Origin of the sequence: Novosphingobium sp. IK01 (assembly GCF_033242265.1) — a bacterium.
Taxonomy (GTDB): domain Bacteria; phylum Pseudomonadota; class Alphaproteobacteria; order Sphingomonadales; family Sphingomonadaceae; genus Novosphingobium; species Novosphingobium pituita.
Genome location: NZ_BTFW01000001.1, coordinates 1,633,846 through 1,648,908, shown reverse-complemented (window position 1 = coordinate 1,648,908; position 15,063 = coordinate 1,633,846). Strand labels below are relative to the sequence as shown.

The 15,063-nt window shown below is 68.3% G+C and carries 15 protein-coding genes; 4 read left to right on the top strand and 11 right to left on the bottom strand.

The features are described from left to right. Nucleotides 1–50 precede the first annotated feature (50 nt). The 3 genes from SBI20_RS07645 to SBI20_RS07635 are packed head-to-tail and all read right to left on the bottom strand — an operon-like array spanning nucleotide 51 to nucleotide 2,987. The gene (locus SBI20_RS07645) at nucleotides 51–473 is read right to left on the bottom strand and encodes an HPr kinase/phosphorylase (protein WP_317974493.1); all 423 of its coding nucleotides are present in this window, start codon (nucleotides 471–473) and stop codon (nucleotides 51–53) included. Further along, nucleotides 470–2,143: a sensor histidine kinase gene (locus SBI20_RS07640; protein WP_317974492.1), complete on the bottom strand. Its 1,674-nt coding sequence runs from the start codon at nucleotides 2,141–2,143 to the stop codon at nucleotides 470–472. The genes SBI20_RS07645 and SBI20_RS07640 overlap by 4 nt, the downstream gene beginning before the upstream one ends. Nucleotides 2,144–2,171: 28 nt before the next feature. Beyond that, nucleotides 2,172–2,987, bottom strand: coding sequence for a response regulator transcription factor (locus tag SBI20_RS07635; protein ID WP_411911550.1), 816 nt, complete (start codon nucleotides 2,985–2,987; stop codon nucleotides 2,172–2,174). Nucleotides 2,988–3,479: 492 nt separating this feature from the next. Here SBI20_RS07635 and SBI20_RS07630 point away from each other — a divergent pair, with 492 nt between their 5' ends. Further along, on the top strand, nucleotides 3,480–5,084 hold the full coding sequence (locus tag SBI20_RS07630; protein WP_317974490.1) for a phosphoenolpyruvate carboxykinase: 1,605 nt from the start codon (nucleotides 3,480–3,482) through the stop codon (nucleotides 5,082–5,084). Between the two features lie 79 nt (nucleotides 5,085–5,163). Here SBI20_RS07630 and SBI20_RS07625 read toward each other — a convergent pair whose 3' ends face one another. Next, nucleotides 5,164–5,820, bottom strand: a complete 657-nt coding sequence (locus SBI20_RS07625; RefSeq protein ID WP_317974489.1) for an alpha/beta hydrolase — start codon at nucleotides 5,818–5,820, stop codon at nucleotides 5,164–5,166. Between the two features lie 133 nt (nucleotides 5,821–5,953). Between SBI20_RS07625 and SBI20_RS07620 the strand changes: the two genes are divergently transcribed. Genes SBI20_RS07620 through SBI20_RS07610 form a run of 3 tightly spaced genes read left to right on the top strand, consistent with a single transcriptional unit; the run spans nucleotide 5,954 to nucleotide 8,399 of the window. Then, entirely contained in the window at nucleotides 5,954–6,985 is a 1,032-nt protein-coding gene (locus SBI20_RS07620; RefSeq protein ID WP_317974488.1) for a cysteine desulfurase family protein, read from the top strand. Continuing rightward, a complete protein-coding gene (locus tag SBI20_RS07615; protein ID WP_317976073.1) occupies nucleotides 6,982–8,061 on the top strand; it encodes a cysteine desulfurase family protein in 1,080 nt (359 codons plus the stop codon). Before SBI20_RS07620 ends, SBI20_RS07615 begins: the two co-directional genes overlap by 4 nt. A 5-nt stretch (nucleotides 8,062–8,066) precedes the next feature. Beyond that, a complete protein-coding gene (locus SBI20_RS07610) occupies nucleotides 8,067–8,399 on the top strand; it encodes a 2Fe-2S iron-sulfur cluster-binding protein (RefSeq protein ID WP_317974487.1) in 333 nt (110 codons plus the stop codon). Nucleotides 8,400–8,691: 292 nt separating this feature from the next. Here SBI20_RS07610 and SBI20_RS07605 read toward each other — a convergent pair whose 3' ends face one another. The 7 genes from SBI20_RS07605 to SBI20_RS07575 form a co-directional block, all read right to left on the bottom strand. Beyond that, nucleotides 8,692–9,456: a hypothetical protein gene (locus SBI20_RS07605; protein WP_317974486.1), complete on the bottom strand. Its 765-nt coding sequence runs from the start codon at nucleotides 9,454–9,456 to the stop codon at nucleotides 8,692–8,694. A 61-nt stretch (nucleotides 9,457–9,517) separates the two neighbouring features. Continuing rightward, nucleotides 9,518–11,050, bottom strand: coding sequence for a DNA recombination protein RmuC (locus SBI20_RS07600; protein WP_317974485.1), 1,533 nt, complete (start codon nucleotides 11,048–11,050; stop codon nucleotides 9,518–9,520). Between the two features lie 129 nt (nucleotides 11,051–11,179). After that, complete coding sequence (def, locus tag SBI20_RS07595; protein ID WP_317974484.1) at nucleotides 11,180–11,746, bottom strand: peptide deformylase; 567 nt, start codon at nucleotides 11,744–11,746, stop codon at nucleotides 11,180–11,182. A 192-nt stretch (nucleotides 11,747–11,938) separates the two neighbouring features. After that, nucleotides 11,939–12,634 (bottom strand): ATP12 family chaperone protein, encoded by a 696-nt coding sequence (locus SBI20_RS07590; protein ID WP_317974483.1) that lies wholly within the window; start codon nucleotides 12,632–12,634, stop codon nucleotides 11,939–11,941. Beyond that, complete coding sequence (locus SBI20_RS07585; protein WP_317974482.1) at nucleotides 12,631–12,846, bottom strand: hypothetical protein; 216 nt, start codon at nucleotides 12,844–12,846, stop codon at nucleotides 12,631–12,633. The genes SBI20_RS07590 and SBI20_RS07585 overlap by 4 nt, the downstream gene beginning before the upstream one ends. A gap of 25 nt (nucleotides 12,847–12,871) precedes the next feature. Beyond that, nucleotides 12,872–13,534, bottom strand: coding sequence for an HAD-IA family hydrolase (locus tag SBI20_RS07580; RefSeq protein ID WP_317974481.1), 663 nt, complete (start codon nucleotides 13,532–13,534; stop codon nucleotides 12,872–12,874). 25 nt (nucleotides 13,535–13,559) lie between these two features. Further along, on the bottom strand, nucleotides 13,560–14,936 hold the full coding sequence (locus SBI20_RS07575) for an RluA family pseudouridine synthase (RefSeq protein ID WP_317974480.1): 1,377 nt from the start codon (nucleotides 14,934–14,936) through the stop codon (nucleotides 13,560–13,562). Nucleotides 14,937–15,063 lie beyond the last annotated feature (127 nt).

Here is a 15,063-nt window from a genome sequence, read left to right as displayed (position 1 = left end):
CCTTGTGCGCCCATCGACGGGCAAAGAAAAGGGTGATCGTCGCGCGGCTTTCAGACCAGTCCGTGATGCCGCAGGGCGAGTTCGGCGCGCAAGGGCAGGGCCTGGCTCTCGGGCCACAAGTGGAGCAACGGCACCGGCCATCCGCCGCGCAGGACGGTCTGCGCGGCCTCGACAAAGCGCGGGGCCTGCCGGTCGAGCACGACGACCAGCGCGACCGGCACCGGATCGGGTCCGGCATGGGGGAAGGGCAGGATGCCCAGGTTGCGCACCTCGATCAGCCCGGCGGTATTGGGGTGGGGCGCGGCGCACAGGCGTCCGTCAGGGGCGCTGAGCACGACCCCGTCATCGCCCAGCAGAATCGCCCCCCGGTCGATCAGCGCGAGCGCGAGGCTCGATTTTCCGCTGCCCGGCGGCCCCTCGATCAGCAGGGCGCGCCCGTCGATGACCACTGCGCTCGCCTGATGGACGATCATGCGACAACTTCCCCGGCATGGGGCAGGGTCAGCACGAGGCAGGCCCCGCGCGCGCCGTCGGGGCGGTCGAGGATGGTCAGGCTGCCGTCGTGGGCCTCGGCGATGGTGCGCGCGATGGCCAGCCCCAGCCCGCTGTGCGCGCCAAAGGCCTCGCCCGCCGGACGCACCGAATGGAACCGCTCGAAGACCTTGTCGCGTCCTTCGACAGGGATGCCGGGCCCCTGGTCGGTCACGCTGAGCAGCACGCGGGCAAAGTCGTCGGTGCCGCCCCCTTCGGTCCAGACCGCCACCTCGACGATGCCGCCCGGCGGCGAGAACGAGACGGCATTGTCGAGCAGGTTTTCCAGCACCCGTTCGAGCCGCATCCCGTCGCCCACCACCAGCGGGGGCAGCGGCTGGAGCAGCGGAGCGGGAAACGGGCCGGTGAAGGCCGGATCGGGATAAGCCGGGGCAAGGCGGATCACCGCGCCCCCGCGTGTCTCGCGCGCGCCGCGGGCGCCCACCACTTGCGCGGCCAGCGCGGCCAGATCGAGCCGGACGAAAGTGGCGCGGCTCAGTTCGGCGTCGATCCGGCTGGCGTCGGCAATTTCGGTGATCAGCCGGTCGAGGCGCTGGACATCGTGGGTGGCAATCGCGGTTAACTGGCGGCGCAGGGCCGGGTCTTCGACGCGGTCGAGCGATTCGACCGCGCTGGCAAGGCTGGCCAGCGGGTTCTTGAGCTCGTGGGCGACATCGGCGGCAAAGCTTTCGACCGCGTCGATGCGGTGGCGCAGGGCCATCGTCATGTCGGAAAAGGCGCGGGCGAGCAGGCCGATCTCGTCGCCCCGGTCAGGCAGGCGGGGAACCACGACCTCGCGCTCGCGCCCCAGCCGCACGCGCACCGCCGCCCGCACGAGCGCGCGCAGCGGCTGGACGATGGTGCGCGCGAGGAACAGCGAGAGCTGGACCGAGAGCAGCAGCGCCAGCCCGATGATGATCACCAGCGTCTGGCGCGCATCGCGCACGGCCTGGGTGATGTCGACCGCGTTGCGCATGGTGAGCAGCATTTCGCCACCGGTGCCGACCGGGGTGGCGGCGGTCAGGATCGGAGTACGGTCGGGGGCGTAGCGCAAATGGACTTGCGTGGTTCCGGCCCGGCGCGCCCGGCGCACTTCGGGCCAGCTGACCGCGCCCGAGCTGGCCGGTTCCTGATACTGTTCGACCGGGGGCGCACCGACGATGAAATCGACCCCGCGATCGAGCAGCCGCGCGGCGTTCTGGTACCAGGCCTGGCGGTCGGGATCGGCCAGGGTGAACGTGGGCGGGGCCAGCACGAAACTGTCGGCCAGCAGCGCGCCACGGGCATCGAACAGGCGCAGGCGCAAGTGTTGCTGGCGCCCGATCCGCACGAGCAGTTCGGCCTGCGTGGCCGCATCGTGGCGGTCGAGTGCATCGGCGGCGATCTCGGCCTCGGCACGGGCGAGCTTGAAGCGTTCGCCCAGAAGCTGGGTGCGGTAGCTGTCGAGATAGAAGAAGCTGCCCGCCAGCAGGGCCAGCGCAATCACGTTGACGGCCAGAATGCGCGCGGTCAGCGAGAGCCCGCGCGGGCGCAGCGAACGCGGCGAAAGCAGGCGCGGCGGGGGGCGCGTGGCGGGCGGATCGACCACCGCCACGGGATCGTCCCTGCTCATGGGAGGCTGCTCATGGGGGGCGGGCTACTCATTCATCGGTAAAGCTGTAGCCCGCGCCATAGAGCGTCTCGATGGCGGCAAACTGGGAATCGACGGCGCGGAACTTGCGGCGCAGGCGCTTGATATGGCTGTCGATCGTGCGATCGTCGACGAAGACATCGTCGTGATAGGCCGCGTTCATCAACTGGTCGCGCGTGCGCACGACGCCCGGGCGCAGTGCGAGCGCCTCCAGAATCAGGAACTCGGTCACGGTGAGCGAGACCAGCTTGTCGTCCCAGGTCACGACATGGCGCGCCGGGTCCATCGTCAGGCGGCCCCGGCGGATCGGCTCGGGCAGGGTCTCGGCCGGTTCGGTATCGGGGGTGGTGGCGGTGTCGCGGTAGACGATCTCGCTGCGGCGCAGGATCGCGCGGATGCGGGCGATCAGCAGGCGCTGGCTGAAGGGCTTGGCGATGTAGTCGTCTGCGCCCATGGCCAGGCCCAGCGCCTCGTCGGCCTCGTCGTCCTTGCTGGTCAGGAAGATCACCGGAAGCTCGCTCTGCTCGCGCAGGCGGCGCAGCATTTCCAGCCCGTCCATGCGCGGCATCTTGATGTCGCAGACGGCAAGGTCGGGCGGGTTGTCGAGCAGGGCTTTGAGCGCGGTGTCGCCATCGTTGTAGAGCCGCGTGGCAAAGCCTTCGGTCTGGAGCGCGATGGAAACCGTGGTCAGGATGTTGCGGTCATCGTCGACCAGCGCGATCACCCGGCGGACTTGCACGCCTGCGCCGGCGTGCCCCGTCGTCTGGAGATCGGCGGGGGCTGCTGCGGGGGACACGGCGGATTGGGCCGGGGCAATCGGCGCCATTTCGGCGGGATCAGGGGCGGGCGTTGTGGGCATGATGGCTTGGCATCGGCAACCTGACGGGGTGGGCGGAAACGGGGACGTCCCGGCGTGCCGGATGGCATGCACAGGCATGAAAAGCCCAGAATACGGCGCTTTTCCGGCACTGGCAAGAAAGCCCCGGTATCGGGCTCGCGCGGGCGTGTGGTTAATGCATGATGACCCGTGGCGACGCGGTGGCCACAGTTGAAGATTGTGCAACTTGCTGCGCAAAAATCTTGGCGTGATCCGGTTTGACGGGGAGGGGGGGCTCGATTATCCGAAGAAGGAATCATGCATTCGTATTCATGGTCGGGACGGTCCAGCGCCGGAACGGTCCAGCGTCAGAACGGCTCCGCGAATGACGCGAATGCCCACGGTTCGAACCGGCAGTGTTGCAATCGAGCGGTCTGCGCGTCGCCCAATGCTCCACAAGGGAGCGGCGAGTGCGGCGGACCTGCCAATGGGAGGCAAGAGATGTCCGTCAACAGCCTGAACGTGTCCCTGTCGCAGCAGGGTTTTCCCGAAGTCGCCACGATCTTTGCCAATCTGGGCACAGCCCCGCTGATCGAGCATGCGGTGCGCCATGGCGAAGGCCTGCTGGCCAAGGATGGCCCCTTCGTGGTGGCCACCGGCAAGCACACCGGCCGTTCGGCCAAGGACAAGTTCATCGTCCGCGACGATGAGACCGAAAGCACCGTGTGGTGGGGCAAGACCAACGTGGCGATGAGCCCGGAGCATTTCGCCGCGCTCAAGGAAGACTTCATCGCCGCGCTGGCGGACAAGGAACGCCTCTACGTGGCCGACCTGTTCGGCGGTTCGCAGCCCGAGCATCGCGTCAACGTGCGCGTGATCAACGAACTGGCCTGGCACAACCTGTTCATCCGCACCCTGCTCGTGCGCCCCAAGCCTGAAGAACTGGCCGGTTTCGAGCCTGAATACACGATCATCGACCTGCCCACCTTCCGGGCCGACCCGGCGCGCCACGGCTGCCGCAGCGAGACGGTGGTGGCGGTCAACTTCACCGAGAAGCTGATCCTGATCGGCGGCACGGCCTATGCGGGCGAGATGAAGAAGTCGGTCTTCGGCATCCTCAACTACCTGCTGCCGGTCAAGGGCGTGATGCCGATGCACTGCTCGGCCAATATCGGCGCCGATGGCAAGACGGCGGTGTTCTTCGGCCTGTCGGGCACGGGCAAGACGACCCTTTCGGCCGATGCCAGCCGCACGCTGATCGGCGACGATGAACATGGCTGGTCGGACACCGCCGTGTTCAACTTCGAAGGGGGCTGCTACGCCAAGATGATCCGCCTTTCGGCCGAGGCCGAGCCGGAAATCTACGCCACGACCAAGCGCTTTGGCACCGTTCTCGAAAACGTGGTGATCGATCCGGTCACCCGCGAGATCGACCTCGACGATGCGAGCCTTGCCGAAAACAGCCGCGGGTCCTACCCGATCGACTTCATCCCGAACGCCTCGGAAAAGAACCTCGGCCCGGTTCCGGCCAACCTCATCTTCCTGACGGCGGACGCCTATGGCGTGCTCCCCCCGATCGCGCGGCTCACCCCCGATCAGGCGATGTACCACTTTCTCTCGGGCTATACCGCGCGCGTGGCGGGCACCGAGATCGGCGTGACCGAACCGGAAGCGACCTTCTCGACCTGCTTTGGCGCGCCGTTCATGCCGCGCCATCCCTCGGTCTATGGCAACCTTCTCAAGGAGCGGATCGCCAAGGGCGGGGTCAAGTGCTGGCTGGTCAACACCGGCTGGTCGGGCGGCAAGGCCACGATGGAAGGCATCAAGCGCATGCCGATCAAGGCCACCCGTGCCCTGCTCAACGCCGCGCTCGACGGCAGCCTGAACGAGGCCGAATTCCGCGAAGACCCCAACTTCGGCTTCGAGGTTCCCGTCGCGGTTCCCGGTGTTGACACCGCGCTGCTCGATCCGCGCGGGGCCTGGGCCGATCCGGTCGAGTACGACAAGACCGCGCAGGAACTGGTCAGGAAGTTCATCGACAACTTCGAGCAGTTTGCCGAGCATGTCGATGAAGGCGTGCGCAACGCGGCCCCCGTTTCCGCCTGAGCAGGCGGGACGACATCCGACAAAAAAGCCCCGGCAGAGCGATCTGCCGGGGCTTTTTGTATTGGTCCGGGCGCTGAAGTCAGCGGATCGGGCACTCGGGCGAGAGGCGGAAGTCGAGGTAATTGTCGACCGAGCGCATCATCTCGTCCATCTCGTTCTCGAAGAAGTGGTTGGCGCGCGGGATCTCGTCGTGGTGGATCGTGATGTGCTTTTGCGTGCGCAGCTTGTCGACCAGCTTCTGTACCGCATTGGGGGTCACGACCGTATCGGCCGAGCCCTGCACGATGATGCCCGAGGCCGGGCACGGCGCGAGGAAGCTGAAATCATACATGTTGGCCGGCGGAGCGACCGAGATGAAGCCGCGAATCTCCGGGCGGCGCATCAGCAACTGCATGCCGATCAGCGCGCCGAACGAATAGCCCGCGATCCAGGTCGAGGAGGCTTCGGGATGGATCGACTGCACCCAGTCGAGCGCGGCCGCCGCGTCCGAGAGTTCGCCCACGCCATTGTCGAAGCTGCCCTGGCTGCGCCCGACCCCGCGAAAGTTGAAGCGGAGCGTGGCAAAGCCGCGTGCGACAAAGGTTTTGTAGAGCGCCTGGGTAACCCGGTCGTTCATCGTGCCACCAGCCTGCGGATGGGGGTGCAGGATCATGGCGACGGGGGCGCGGCTGCGCGTGGCGGGCTGGAAGCGCCCTTCGAGGCGGCCTTCGGGACCGGGGAAGATGACTGCGGGCATCGTTGACCTGATGAACCTGTTGGCTGGGCCGGCCTGCCACCCGCGCAAGGAAATGCACGGGGAGGGGCTGGGCATGGAACTGACCGCTATATAGAAAGCAACCCTCAAAACGCAACTTTTCCGGGATTTCTCGTTGTCGGCCTCGCTCTACCTCGATCATGCTGCCACCACGCCGCTCCTCCCTGCTGCCCGCGAGGCCCTGTTTGAGGGCTTTGCGCTCTGGGCCAATCCGTCGAGCCCGCACCGCGCAGGCCGCGCCGCGCGCGCCGCGCTGGAAGACGCGCGGCGCAGGATCGGGGCCGCGCTGGGCTGGCCGGGCGAAGTCGTCCTCACCAGCGGGGCGAGCGAGGGGCTGGCGCTGGCAATGGGTCGCTCCAGGGCGCCATTGGCGGCGGTCAGCGTGGTCGAGCACGAGGCCGTCCTGCGGCTGGCGGGTGGCGCCGCGCGGCTGGGGGTCGATGGACAGGGCCTTGTCGATCCGGCGCAGGCTGCCGTTTCCGGGCTGGTCTGCGTTCAGCAGGTCAACAACGAGACCGGGGTGATCCAGCCGCTCGACGCCATCGGCGCAGCCGTGCGCGGGGCGGGGGGTGTCCTGCTCGTCGATGCGGCGCAAGGGGCGGGCAAGCTGGCCTTGCCCGAGGCCGACCTGATCGTGCTTTCGGCGCACAAGTTTGGCGGGCCGATCGGCATGGGCGCGCTGCTGGTGCGCGACTGGGCCTTGCTTGAACCGACCGGCGGGCAGGAGCGCGGCTATCGCCCCGGTACCGAGAACCTGCCCGGCGCCCTGGCCATGGCCGCCGCGCTGGAGGCCGGGGCCGGCTGGCTGGGTGAGGCCGCGCGCCTGCGCGAGCGTCTCGAACGGGACCTGGTGGCGATGGGCGCGCAAGTGATCGCGGCACAGGCCCCGCGCCTGCCGACCATCGGCGCCTACCGGATGCCCGGCAAGTCCGCCACGGCGCAACTGATCCGTTTCGACGGGCTGGGCATTGCCGTTTCGGCGGGGAGCGCCTGTTCGTCGGGCTCGCTGCGCACCAGCCATGTGCTGGGCGCGATGGGCGTGGAGCACGCCGGGGAGGTGATTCGCGTTTCGATCGGGCGGGAAACCACCGGGGCCGACATCGACCGCTTTTGCGACGCATGGCGCACGATTGCGGGGCTGGCGTGATCTACCTCGACTATCAGGCGACCACCCCGCTCGCCCCCGAAGCGCGCGCGGCGATGCTGCCCTGGCTGGCAGGCCCCGAAGCCATGGGATTTGCCAACCCCCACAGCCCCCACCGCGCAGGCCGCGCGGCAGCGGCGGCGGTCGAGGTGGCGCGTGGGCAAGTGGCGGGGCTGTTTCCGCCCGGTGGCCGGGTGATCTTCACCTCGGGCGCGACCGAGGCGCTCAATCTGGCGATTCTGGGAACCGGCAGGCGCGCTCTGGCGGTTTCGGCCATCGAACACGCCGCCGTGCTCGATACCGCACGGTTCCATGATCCCGCGCTGGCCGTGCTGCCGGTCGATCATGCCGGGCTGGTCGATCCGGCGGTGGCGATCCCTGAGGGGACCGGGCTGGTCGCGGTCATGCAGGTCAACAACGAGATCGGCACGGTCCAGCCGGTGGCCGAACTGGCCGCGCGGGCCCATGCCATGGGCGCTCTATTCCTGTGCGATGCGGTGCAGGGCGCCGGCAAGCTGGCCCCTCCGCCTGAGGCGGACCTGATCGCGGTTTCGGCGCACAAGCTCCATGGGCCCAAGGGCATCGGCGCGCTCTGGGTGCGCGACGGGGTGGAGCTGACCCCGCTGATCCACGGCGGCGGGCAGGAAGGCGGCTTGCGCTCGGGCACGCTGAGCCCCGCGCTGTGCGTCGGGTTCGGCGCGGCGGCGGCGCTGTGTGTGGCGCGGCGCGAGGCCGACGGAGCCCATGTGGAACGCCTGTGGACCCTCGCGCGTTCCTTGTTCGCGCGCTGGACGCTCAATGGCGATCCCGACCGTCGCTGGCATGGCAACCTCAGCCTGAGGCTGCCGGGTCTCGATGTCGCTCGGCTGTTGTCGGAATGTCGCGCTCTTGCCTTTTCAGCAGGTTCTGCCTGCGCAAGCGGGTCGGGACGGCCCAGCCATGTCTTGCGCGCCATCGGACTTTCGGACAGGGAAGCAAAAACCACGATCCGGATCGGGTTCGGACGCTATACAAGGGAAGAGGACCTCGAAGAGGCAGCCGCCGTGCTTCATGCGGCGGTCCAAGCGCAGGGAGTCTAGAGCCTATGGTCCGCGTCACCTTCCTCACCGCCACTGGCGAACCTGTCGTCGCCGAGGGCGAGGCTGGGCAGCGGCTGCTCGAACTCGGCCAGAATGCCGGGCTTCCGCTCGAAGGGACGTGCGAGGGCCAGATGGCCTGCTCGACCTGCCATGTCGTTGTCGCCGAAGCCTGGTTCGACCGGCTTGATGAAGCCTCCGAAGACGAGGAAGACATGCTCGACCTTGCCGTCGGCGTCACCCGGACCAGCCGTCTGGCCTGCCAGATCGTTCTCGACGACAGCCTCGACGGCCTCGAAGTGCGCGTGCCCGAAGAGGCCCGCGACATGCAGCCGCGCTGACAAACCCCCTCCGTCAGCCCTGACGGGCTGCCACCTCCCCATTCCATGGGGAGGACCTGATCCTCCCCGCGAGCGGGGAGGGGGACCGCCCGCGCAAGCGGGTGGTGGAGGGGCGGTGCTCTCAATTCCTTGCCTCGGAGTGCGTGTGCCCGAAGAGGCCCGCGAGCTGACAAAACCCCTCCGTCAGCCCTGACGGGCTGCCACCTCCCCATTTCATGGGGAGGACCTGATCCTCCCCGCGAGCGGGGAGGGGGACCGCGCGCGCAAGCGGGTGGTGGAGGGGCAGGAGCTCTCAATCCCCCGCAATCACCGCCGCGATCCGCCAGCCATCCCCGGTTTGTTCGGCCAGAATCCGCCGTGCCAGCAGGCTGCGCAGCGAATCCATCGCCACCCACCCCTTGCGCTGGGGCCTGCCGGTGATCACTGCGGCATAGCGCGCTGCCGGGTTGAAGCCCGGCGCGAGGCTGACCAGCGCCCAGTCGAGCCGGGCCACTTCGGGGGCCGTGTCGGAAGGCCGCGCACGCAAGGGCACGCCGCTGCCGGTCACCAGCATGGTCATCCCCGGATCGACGGTTTCGGGCAAGTGGGCGAAGAACCACGGCATCGTCGCCATTTGTCCGTCGATTGCGCAGCCCAGCGGCATGATCCGCGCCAGATCGGCCCAGATCGCCGCGCCAGAGGGCGCCGAAAGCTGCTTTCGCAACGAGGCGGGGCCATGGCCGCCGCCATAATCGAGCGTGACATCGCGCGCGGACAGGTCCGCGAGGGCCTGTGCGTCGCGCGTGGCGACCGCAGCGGCGAGCCGGGCGCGAAACTCGGCCCAGCCCGGCTGGCCCGCGCAATCGTCACGCGGCGGCAGCGCCATGGCCGGCAGGGCCGAGGCGGTGTCGGCGGCGACGAACGGGGGGGAAGGGGCCGGACGGGCGGAAGGTTCGGGCGAAGCGGCGGCTTCGGGGGCAGAGGACGGGCCGGGCACGGCAGAGGGGCTTTCCTGCGTGGAGCCATCCTCTGTGGTCTTGTCCGGGCCGCATCCGGCCAGCGCGGCGCACAAGGCCAATGAAAGTGCCGTTGCCCTTGTCCTGCCGGGCCTCGTCCTGCCGCGCCTCATGGTGTCTTGCCTATCCTGCTGCTGCCTGTTCGGGACTGTGTTCGAGGGCAACGGATGGTGCAAGGGTCGGTTCCGCGACCGGTTCTGGCCCCGATTCCGGCACGACATCGGCGGCGCCATAGCGCGGCGCGGTTTCGACCAGCGGGGCTTCCTCGATTTCCCTGGAAATCTCGATGTGCTTCTCGCGCATGCGGCGGGCCGAGGAGAGCACGTTGCGCTCGAAGCTGCCGACGAACTTGTTGTAGTTGGTCACCGCCGATTCGAGGCCCGAGCCCACGCGCTTGAGGTGCTCGGCGGCCACGCGGATGCGGTCGTAAAGTTCGCCGCCCATGCGCCCGATTTCGCGCGCCTCGCGGGCGAGGCCGTCCTGCCGCCAGACTTGCGCGACCGTGCGGCAGATCGCCACGAGGTTGGTGGGCGAGGCCAGCAGCACCTTGCGCTCGAATGCAAAGTCCCACAGCGAGGGATCGCGTTCGAGGGCCGCGGCGATGAAGTGTTCGCCCGGCACGAACATCAGCACATAGTCGGGCGCGTCCTCGAACTGGCTCTGGTAGGCCTTGGTGCCCAGCGTCTGGATGTGGTTGCGCATCGATTGCACATGGGCGGTCAGCGCCGCCGCGCGCGCGGCGTCGTCCACCGCCTCGAAGGCATCCTGATAGGCGTTGAGCGAGACCTTGGCGTCGATCACCAGCAGCTTGTTGCCCGGAATCTTCACGATGGCGTCCGGGCGCAGGCGGCCTTCGTCGGTATCGACCGAATGTTCGGTGATGAAGTCGGTGTGCTCGGACAATCCGCACTGTTCGAGCACGTTGCGCAATTGCTGTTCGCCCCAGCGCCCGCGCGCCTTGGGCGCGTTGCGCAGCGAATTGCCCAGCCGCGCGGCCTCGGCCCGGACCTGTTCCTGCCCTTCGCGCATCGACTGGATCAGGCCGGTGAGGTTGCCGAAGGCGTCGACGCGCTCCTTTTCGAGGCGGCTGACCTGTTCCTCATAGCTCCTGAGCCGCTGGTCGACCGGGGCGAGCAGCGCGGCGAGGGCCTGGGCGGACTTTTCCTCGCTCTGGACGAAGCGTTCCTGTGCGCGGGCGAGGAAGGTTTCCTGCGCCTTTTCCAGAACCTTGTTGCCTGCGTTCTCGAACTCGCGGCGCAGCGCCTCCTGCGAGGCGATCAGCAGGCGCTTCTGCTCGTCGAAATGGAGCGCATCGGCGGTGAGCCGGGCGACTTGCGCGGCCAGATCCTCGCGCTGTTCGCGCGCGGCGTGCAGCGCGTCGCGCAAGGCGTCGGCCTCGTGCGCGCGTTCATGGGCGGCGGCGAGCTGGGCCGAGAGGCTGTCGCGCTCGCTACGCAGGGCATCGCGCTGCATTGCGACCTGTTCGCTCTGGCGCGTGCGTTCGGCCATTGTCGCCAGATCGATGGCCATGGCCTTGACCTGCCCCTGCGCGGTGCGGGCATCTGCCTGCGCCTGCGCCAGAGGGCGCGTGCCCAGAAACCAGCCGAGACCGGCCCCCACGACCAGAGCCACAATCACGAAAACAAGCGCGCCCACACGGCCTCCATTTCAGAACAGAGGGGGAACGTAGGGCAATCGGGAGAGTCGCGCAACTCGGCAAGTCGCCACAGGGCAACAAAAAACCCGCCAAAACGGCGGGCTTTTCGTGTTTGCTGTGGAGGCCCCTCAGGCGGCCTTGCGCAGCTTGTCGAGCTTCTTGAGCGCCATCTGGCGCTTGAGGCGCGAGAGGTGGTCGATGAACAGGATGCCTTCGAGGTGGTCCATCTCGTGCTGGAGGCAGGTGGCCAGCAAGCCGTCGAGGGCTTCCTCGTGGGTCTGGCCGTCCAGATCCTGCCAGCGCGCGCGGATGCGCGAGGGGCGCTTCACGTCGGCATAGATCTCGGGCACCGAGAGGCACCCTTCCTGATAGATCGTCTGGTCTTCCGACGGATCGAGGATTTCCGGGTTGATGAAGACGCGCGGCTCGCGGATCGACGGACGGTGCGAATGGCCGCAGCCGTGGTCGTGGCAATGCTCGGGCTCGGCATTTTCGTCTTCGGGCTGGAGGTCGATCACCAGCACGCGCAGCGGAACGCCGACCTGAATCGCGGCAAGGCCGATGCCCGGCGCGTCGTACATCGTGTCGAACATGTCGGCCACGAGGGTGCGCAGGTCGTCGTCGAACGCTTCGACCGGGGCCGAGATCTGCTTCAGGCGCGGATCGGGGACTTCAAGGATTTCGCGGATAGCCATGGAAGAAAGATAAGCCTTGTAGGAGCGACTCGCAAGGAGGGCTTGATTTGTGGGTGATCCGAAACTTTGTTTCGGATCGTTCGGCACCGGCCCGCTCCCCCACCCGGCCTCCCTACGATAGTACCCTATGGGAGGCCGGGTGGGGGAGCGGGCCGGTGCCGAACCGAAATTCGCCTTCAGGCGAATTTCGAATTAGCAGCCGGCGAGATGGGCGAAGCGGGCGGCCTGGGCGAAGGCTTCACCCCGGCGGGTGCGGCGGGCGAGGGCTTCCTCGTCCTTGCCCCAGAGGCTGGCCTGCCAGTCTTCCTCGGCGCTCGCCGCGTCCCACAGCGCGACGAGGTCGGCCTGGGGATCGAGCGCGGCAAGGCCCACGATCAGCGAGGCCGAGAGCGAGGCGGTGTTGTGGAGGGCGGCCAGCGCGAAGGGCGAAAGCGCTTCGAGTTCGCCGCGCAGCGCGGCCATCGTGGCGGGGCTCTGCGGCTTGTGGATGATCCCGCAGACGCGCACGAATTCAACGCCGAGGCGGGCTTCGGCCATCGTCACCAGCGGTTCCCACAGCAGGCGCTGGTGGGCGGCGAGGGCCTCGTCGGGCTCGGCCCGGTAGCACAGGGTGTCGGTCTCGCCATAAGGGAGCAGGTCGGTGACCGTCTGCGCGAATTGCGGGGTGACGACATCGAGCGCATAGTCGGCCATGTCGCGAAAGACGAAGCGGGTCGTGTCGATTTCGTCGCCCTGATCGGCCCATTCGGCGGCCATGGCCTGGGCAAGGGCTTCGCCCGGCACGATCTGGGGCTGGCCACCCTGGGTGCGGATGCCGCGCCCGTCGAGGCAGACGCGGTAGCCGCCTGCTTCGTTCTGGACGCTGACGGTGGTGTAGAAACGCTTCATGGACGGGTCTTCCAGCGGCGCGCGAGCAGGCGCGGGGCGACAAAGAACACGGCAAGGCCGACAAAGGCCATCGGCATGGCCGCCGCGTGGGGGATGAAGGAGAGCGCGGGCGCCTGCCCGGTCGAGGCCATGGCGCCGATCATCACGATCAGCGTGCCGATCACGCGCAGGAATTGCAGCAGGGCAAAGCGCCCCATGGTGGACGATGGCATGATGTAACCTGTTGATTTTTTGTTTTCAGTTCACCGCGTCGAGCAACTGGGCCAGTTCGGTGATGGTTCCGGCCACGGCATGGGCGCCCGCCGCGATCAGCTCGGCGCGTTCGTGATAGCCCCAGTCCACCCCGATCGCGCGGACCCCGGCGTTGAGCGCCATGGCCATGTCGAACGCGGTGTCGCCGATCATCACCGTCAGCGCCGGTTCGGCCCCGGTTGCGTCGAGGCAGGCCTCGATCATGCTCGGATGCGGCTTGGACGGGTGGCGGTCGGCGGTCTGGAGGGTGACGAAATGGCGCGCGAGGCCATGGGTGGCGAGACAATGGGCCAGCCCCCGGTCGCTCTTGCCGGTGGCCACGCCCAGCAGCCAGCCGCGCGCGGCCAGATCCTCGACCAGCCCGGCGATGCCTTCATAGAGCGGCTCGCCGACCATGCCCGCCTCGCGCCGGGCGCGAAACGCGGCCTTGTAGGCTTCGGCAAGGGCCAGGTGCGTGTCGTGGTCGCCCCGGGTGTGGAGGCGGCGCATCGCCTCCACCAGCGAGAGGCCGACGATGCGCCGGGTCTCGCTGCGGGGCGGGGGCACGAGGCCGAGCGCGTGGAAGGCCCCGTCCATGGCCGCGCCGATGTCGGCCTGGCTGTCGACCAGCGTGCCGTCGCAATCGAAGATGGCTAGCCGGAGGGTCATGAAAGGGGGCCTTCTCGCTCGGGTCTCAGCGTTTGGGGGCGGAACGGTTGGAGGTGGGGCGGCGCGCGGCGGCAGGGGCCGGGCGCGGTTTTCCGGCGGTCTTGGGGCCGGCAGGCTTTCCGGCCGGTTTTCCACCCGGCCTGCCCCCTGCGGGCTTGCCACCCGTGAGTTTTCCGGCCGCGGGTTTCCCGGCCGGCTTGGCGCGCTGTCCGGTGGGCTTGCGTGCGCCGCCGGTTCCCTCGCTATCGGCGCGCTTGCGGCGTTCGCCCCGGCGTTCCTTGCGGTATTGCTTGGCGTGGGCCTTGGCCGCGCGCTTCTGCGTTTCCTTGGGATCGACCAGCACCGGCGCTTCGAGCGGAAGGTCGCCCTCGCTTTCGGTGAAGCCCAGTTGTTCGAGGCTCTTGGCGAAGTGTTCGGGCAGGGGGGCGGTCACATCGATCAGGTCGCCCTCGGGATGCTCGATGCGCAGGCGGCGGGCATGGAGGTGGAGCTTGCGGCTGATCGTGCCGGTCAGGAACGCGGCCTGTCCGCCATACTTGCCGTCGCCCACGATCGGGTGGCCGATGGCCGCCATGTGGACGCGCAGCTGGTGGGTGCGGCCGGTGAACGGCTGAAGCTCGACCCAGGCGGCGCGATTGCCCGCACGGTCGATCACGCGATAGCGGGTGCGCGAGGGCAGGCCGTGCTCGCTTTCGTCGACCATCATCTTTTCGCCGCCCGTGCCCGGCTGCTTGGCCAGCGGCAGTTCGATCATGCCGTCGCTGATCTCGGGAATGCCCATGACCAGCGCCCAGTAGATCTTGCGCGCGGTGCGGCCCGAGAATCGCTTGGAGAAGAAGGCCGCGCTGCCCGGCGTGCGCGCGACGAGCAGGACGCCCGAGGTGTCCTTGTCGAGACGGTGGACGAGGCGGGGGCGCGGGTCGCCGTCGTGGGCATAGGCATCGAGCAGGCCGTCGACGTGTTCGTGGGTGCCGCTGCCGCCCTGCGTGGCAAGGCCGGGCGGCTTGTTGATGATGATGGCCGCGCGATCCTGTTCGAGAACGATATCCTGGGCCAGATGGATCTGTTCTTCGGTCAGCGGCTTGCGCACCCTGGCGCCCTTGCCCCCGCCTGCGAGCGGAAGCGGCCCGCCAGCGGGCGGCACGCGCAGCACCTGGCCGGTCGTGAGGCGCGTGTCGACATCGGCGCGCTTGCCATCGACGCGGATCTGGCCGGTGCGGGCCCAGCGCGAGACCATCGCGAAACTGACCTGGGGAAGGTGGCGCTTGAACCAGCGGTCGAGGCGCACATCGTTGTCGTCGGCCTTGACGGTAAACTGGCGCACGGCATCGGAAGGGCCGCCGATGCCGGAGCCGCTGCCGGCGTCTTTGCGCGCGCCGTGAGAGGATTTGAAAGAAGTCATGGTCGCGCCCATAAGACCTTTGCCCGCAAAATGCACGACATTGCTTGCCTTCTGTCGCCAGAATCGCTAGTGGCCCCGCCAGTTCGAGCCGCCTCTGTTCGGAGTCGGCCCGTTTTGTGTTCCTGAT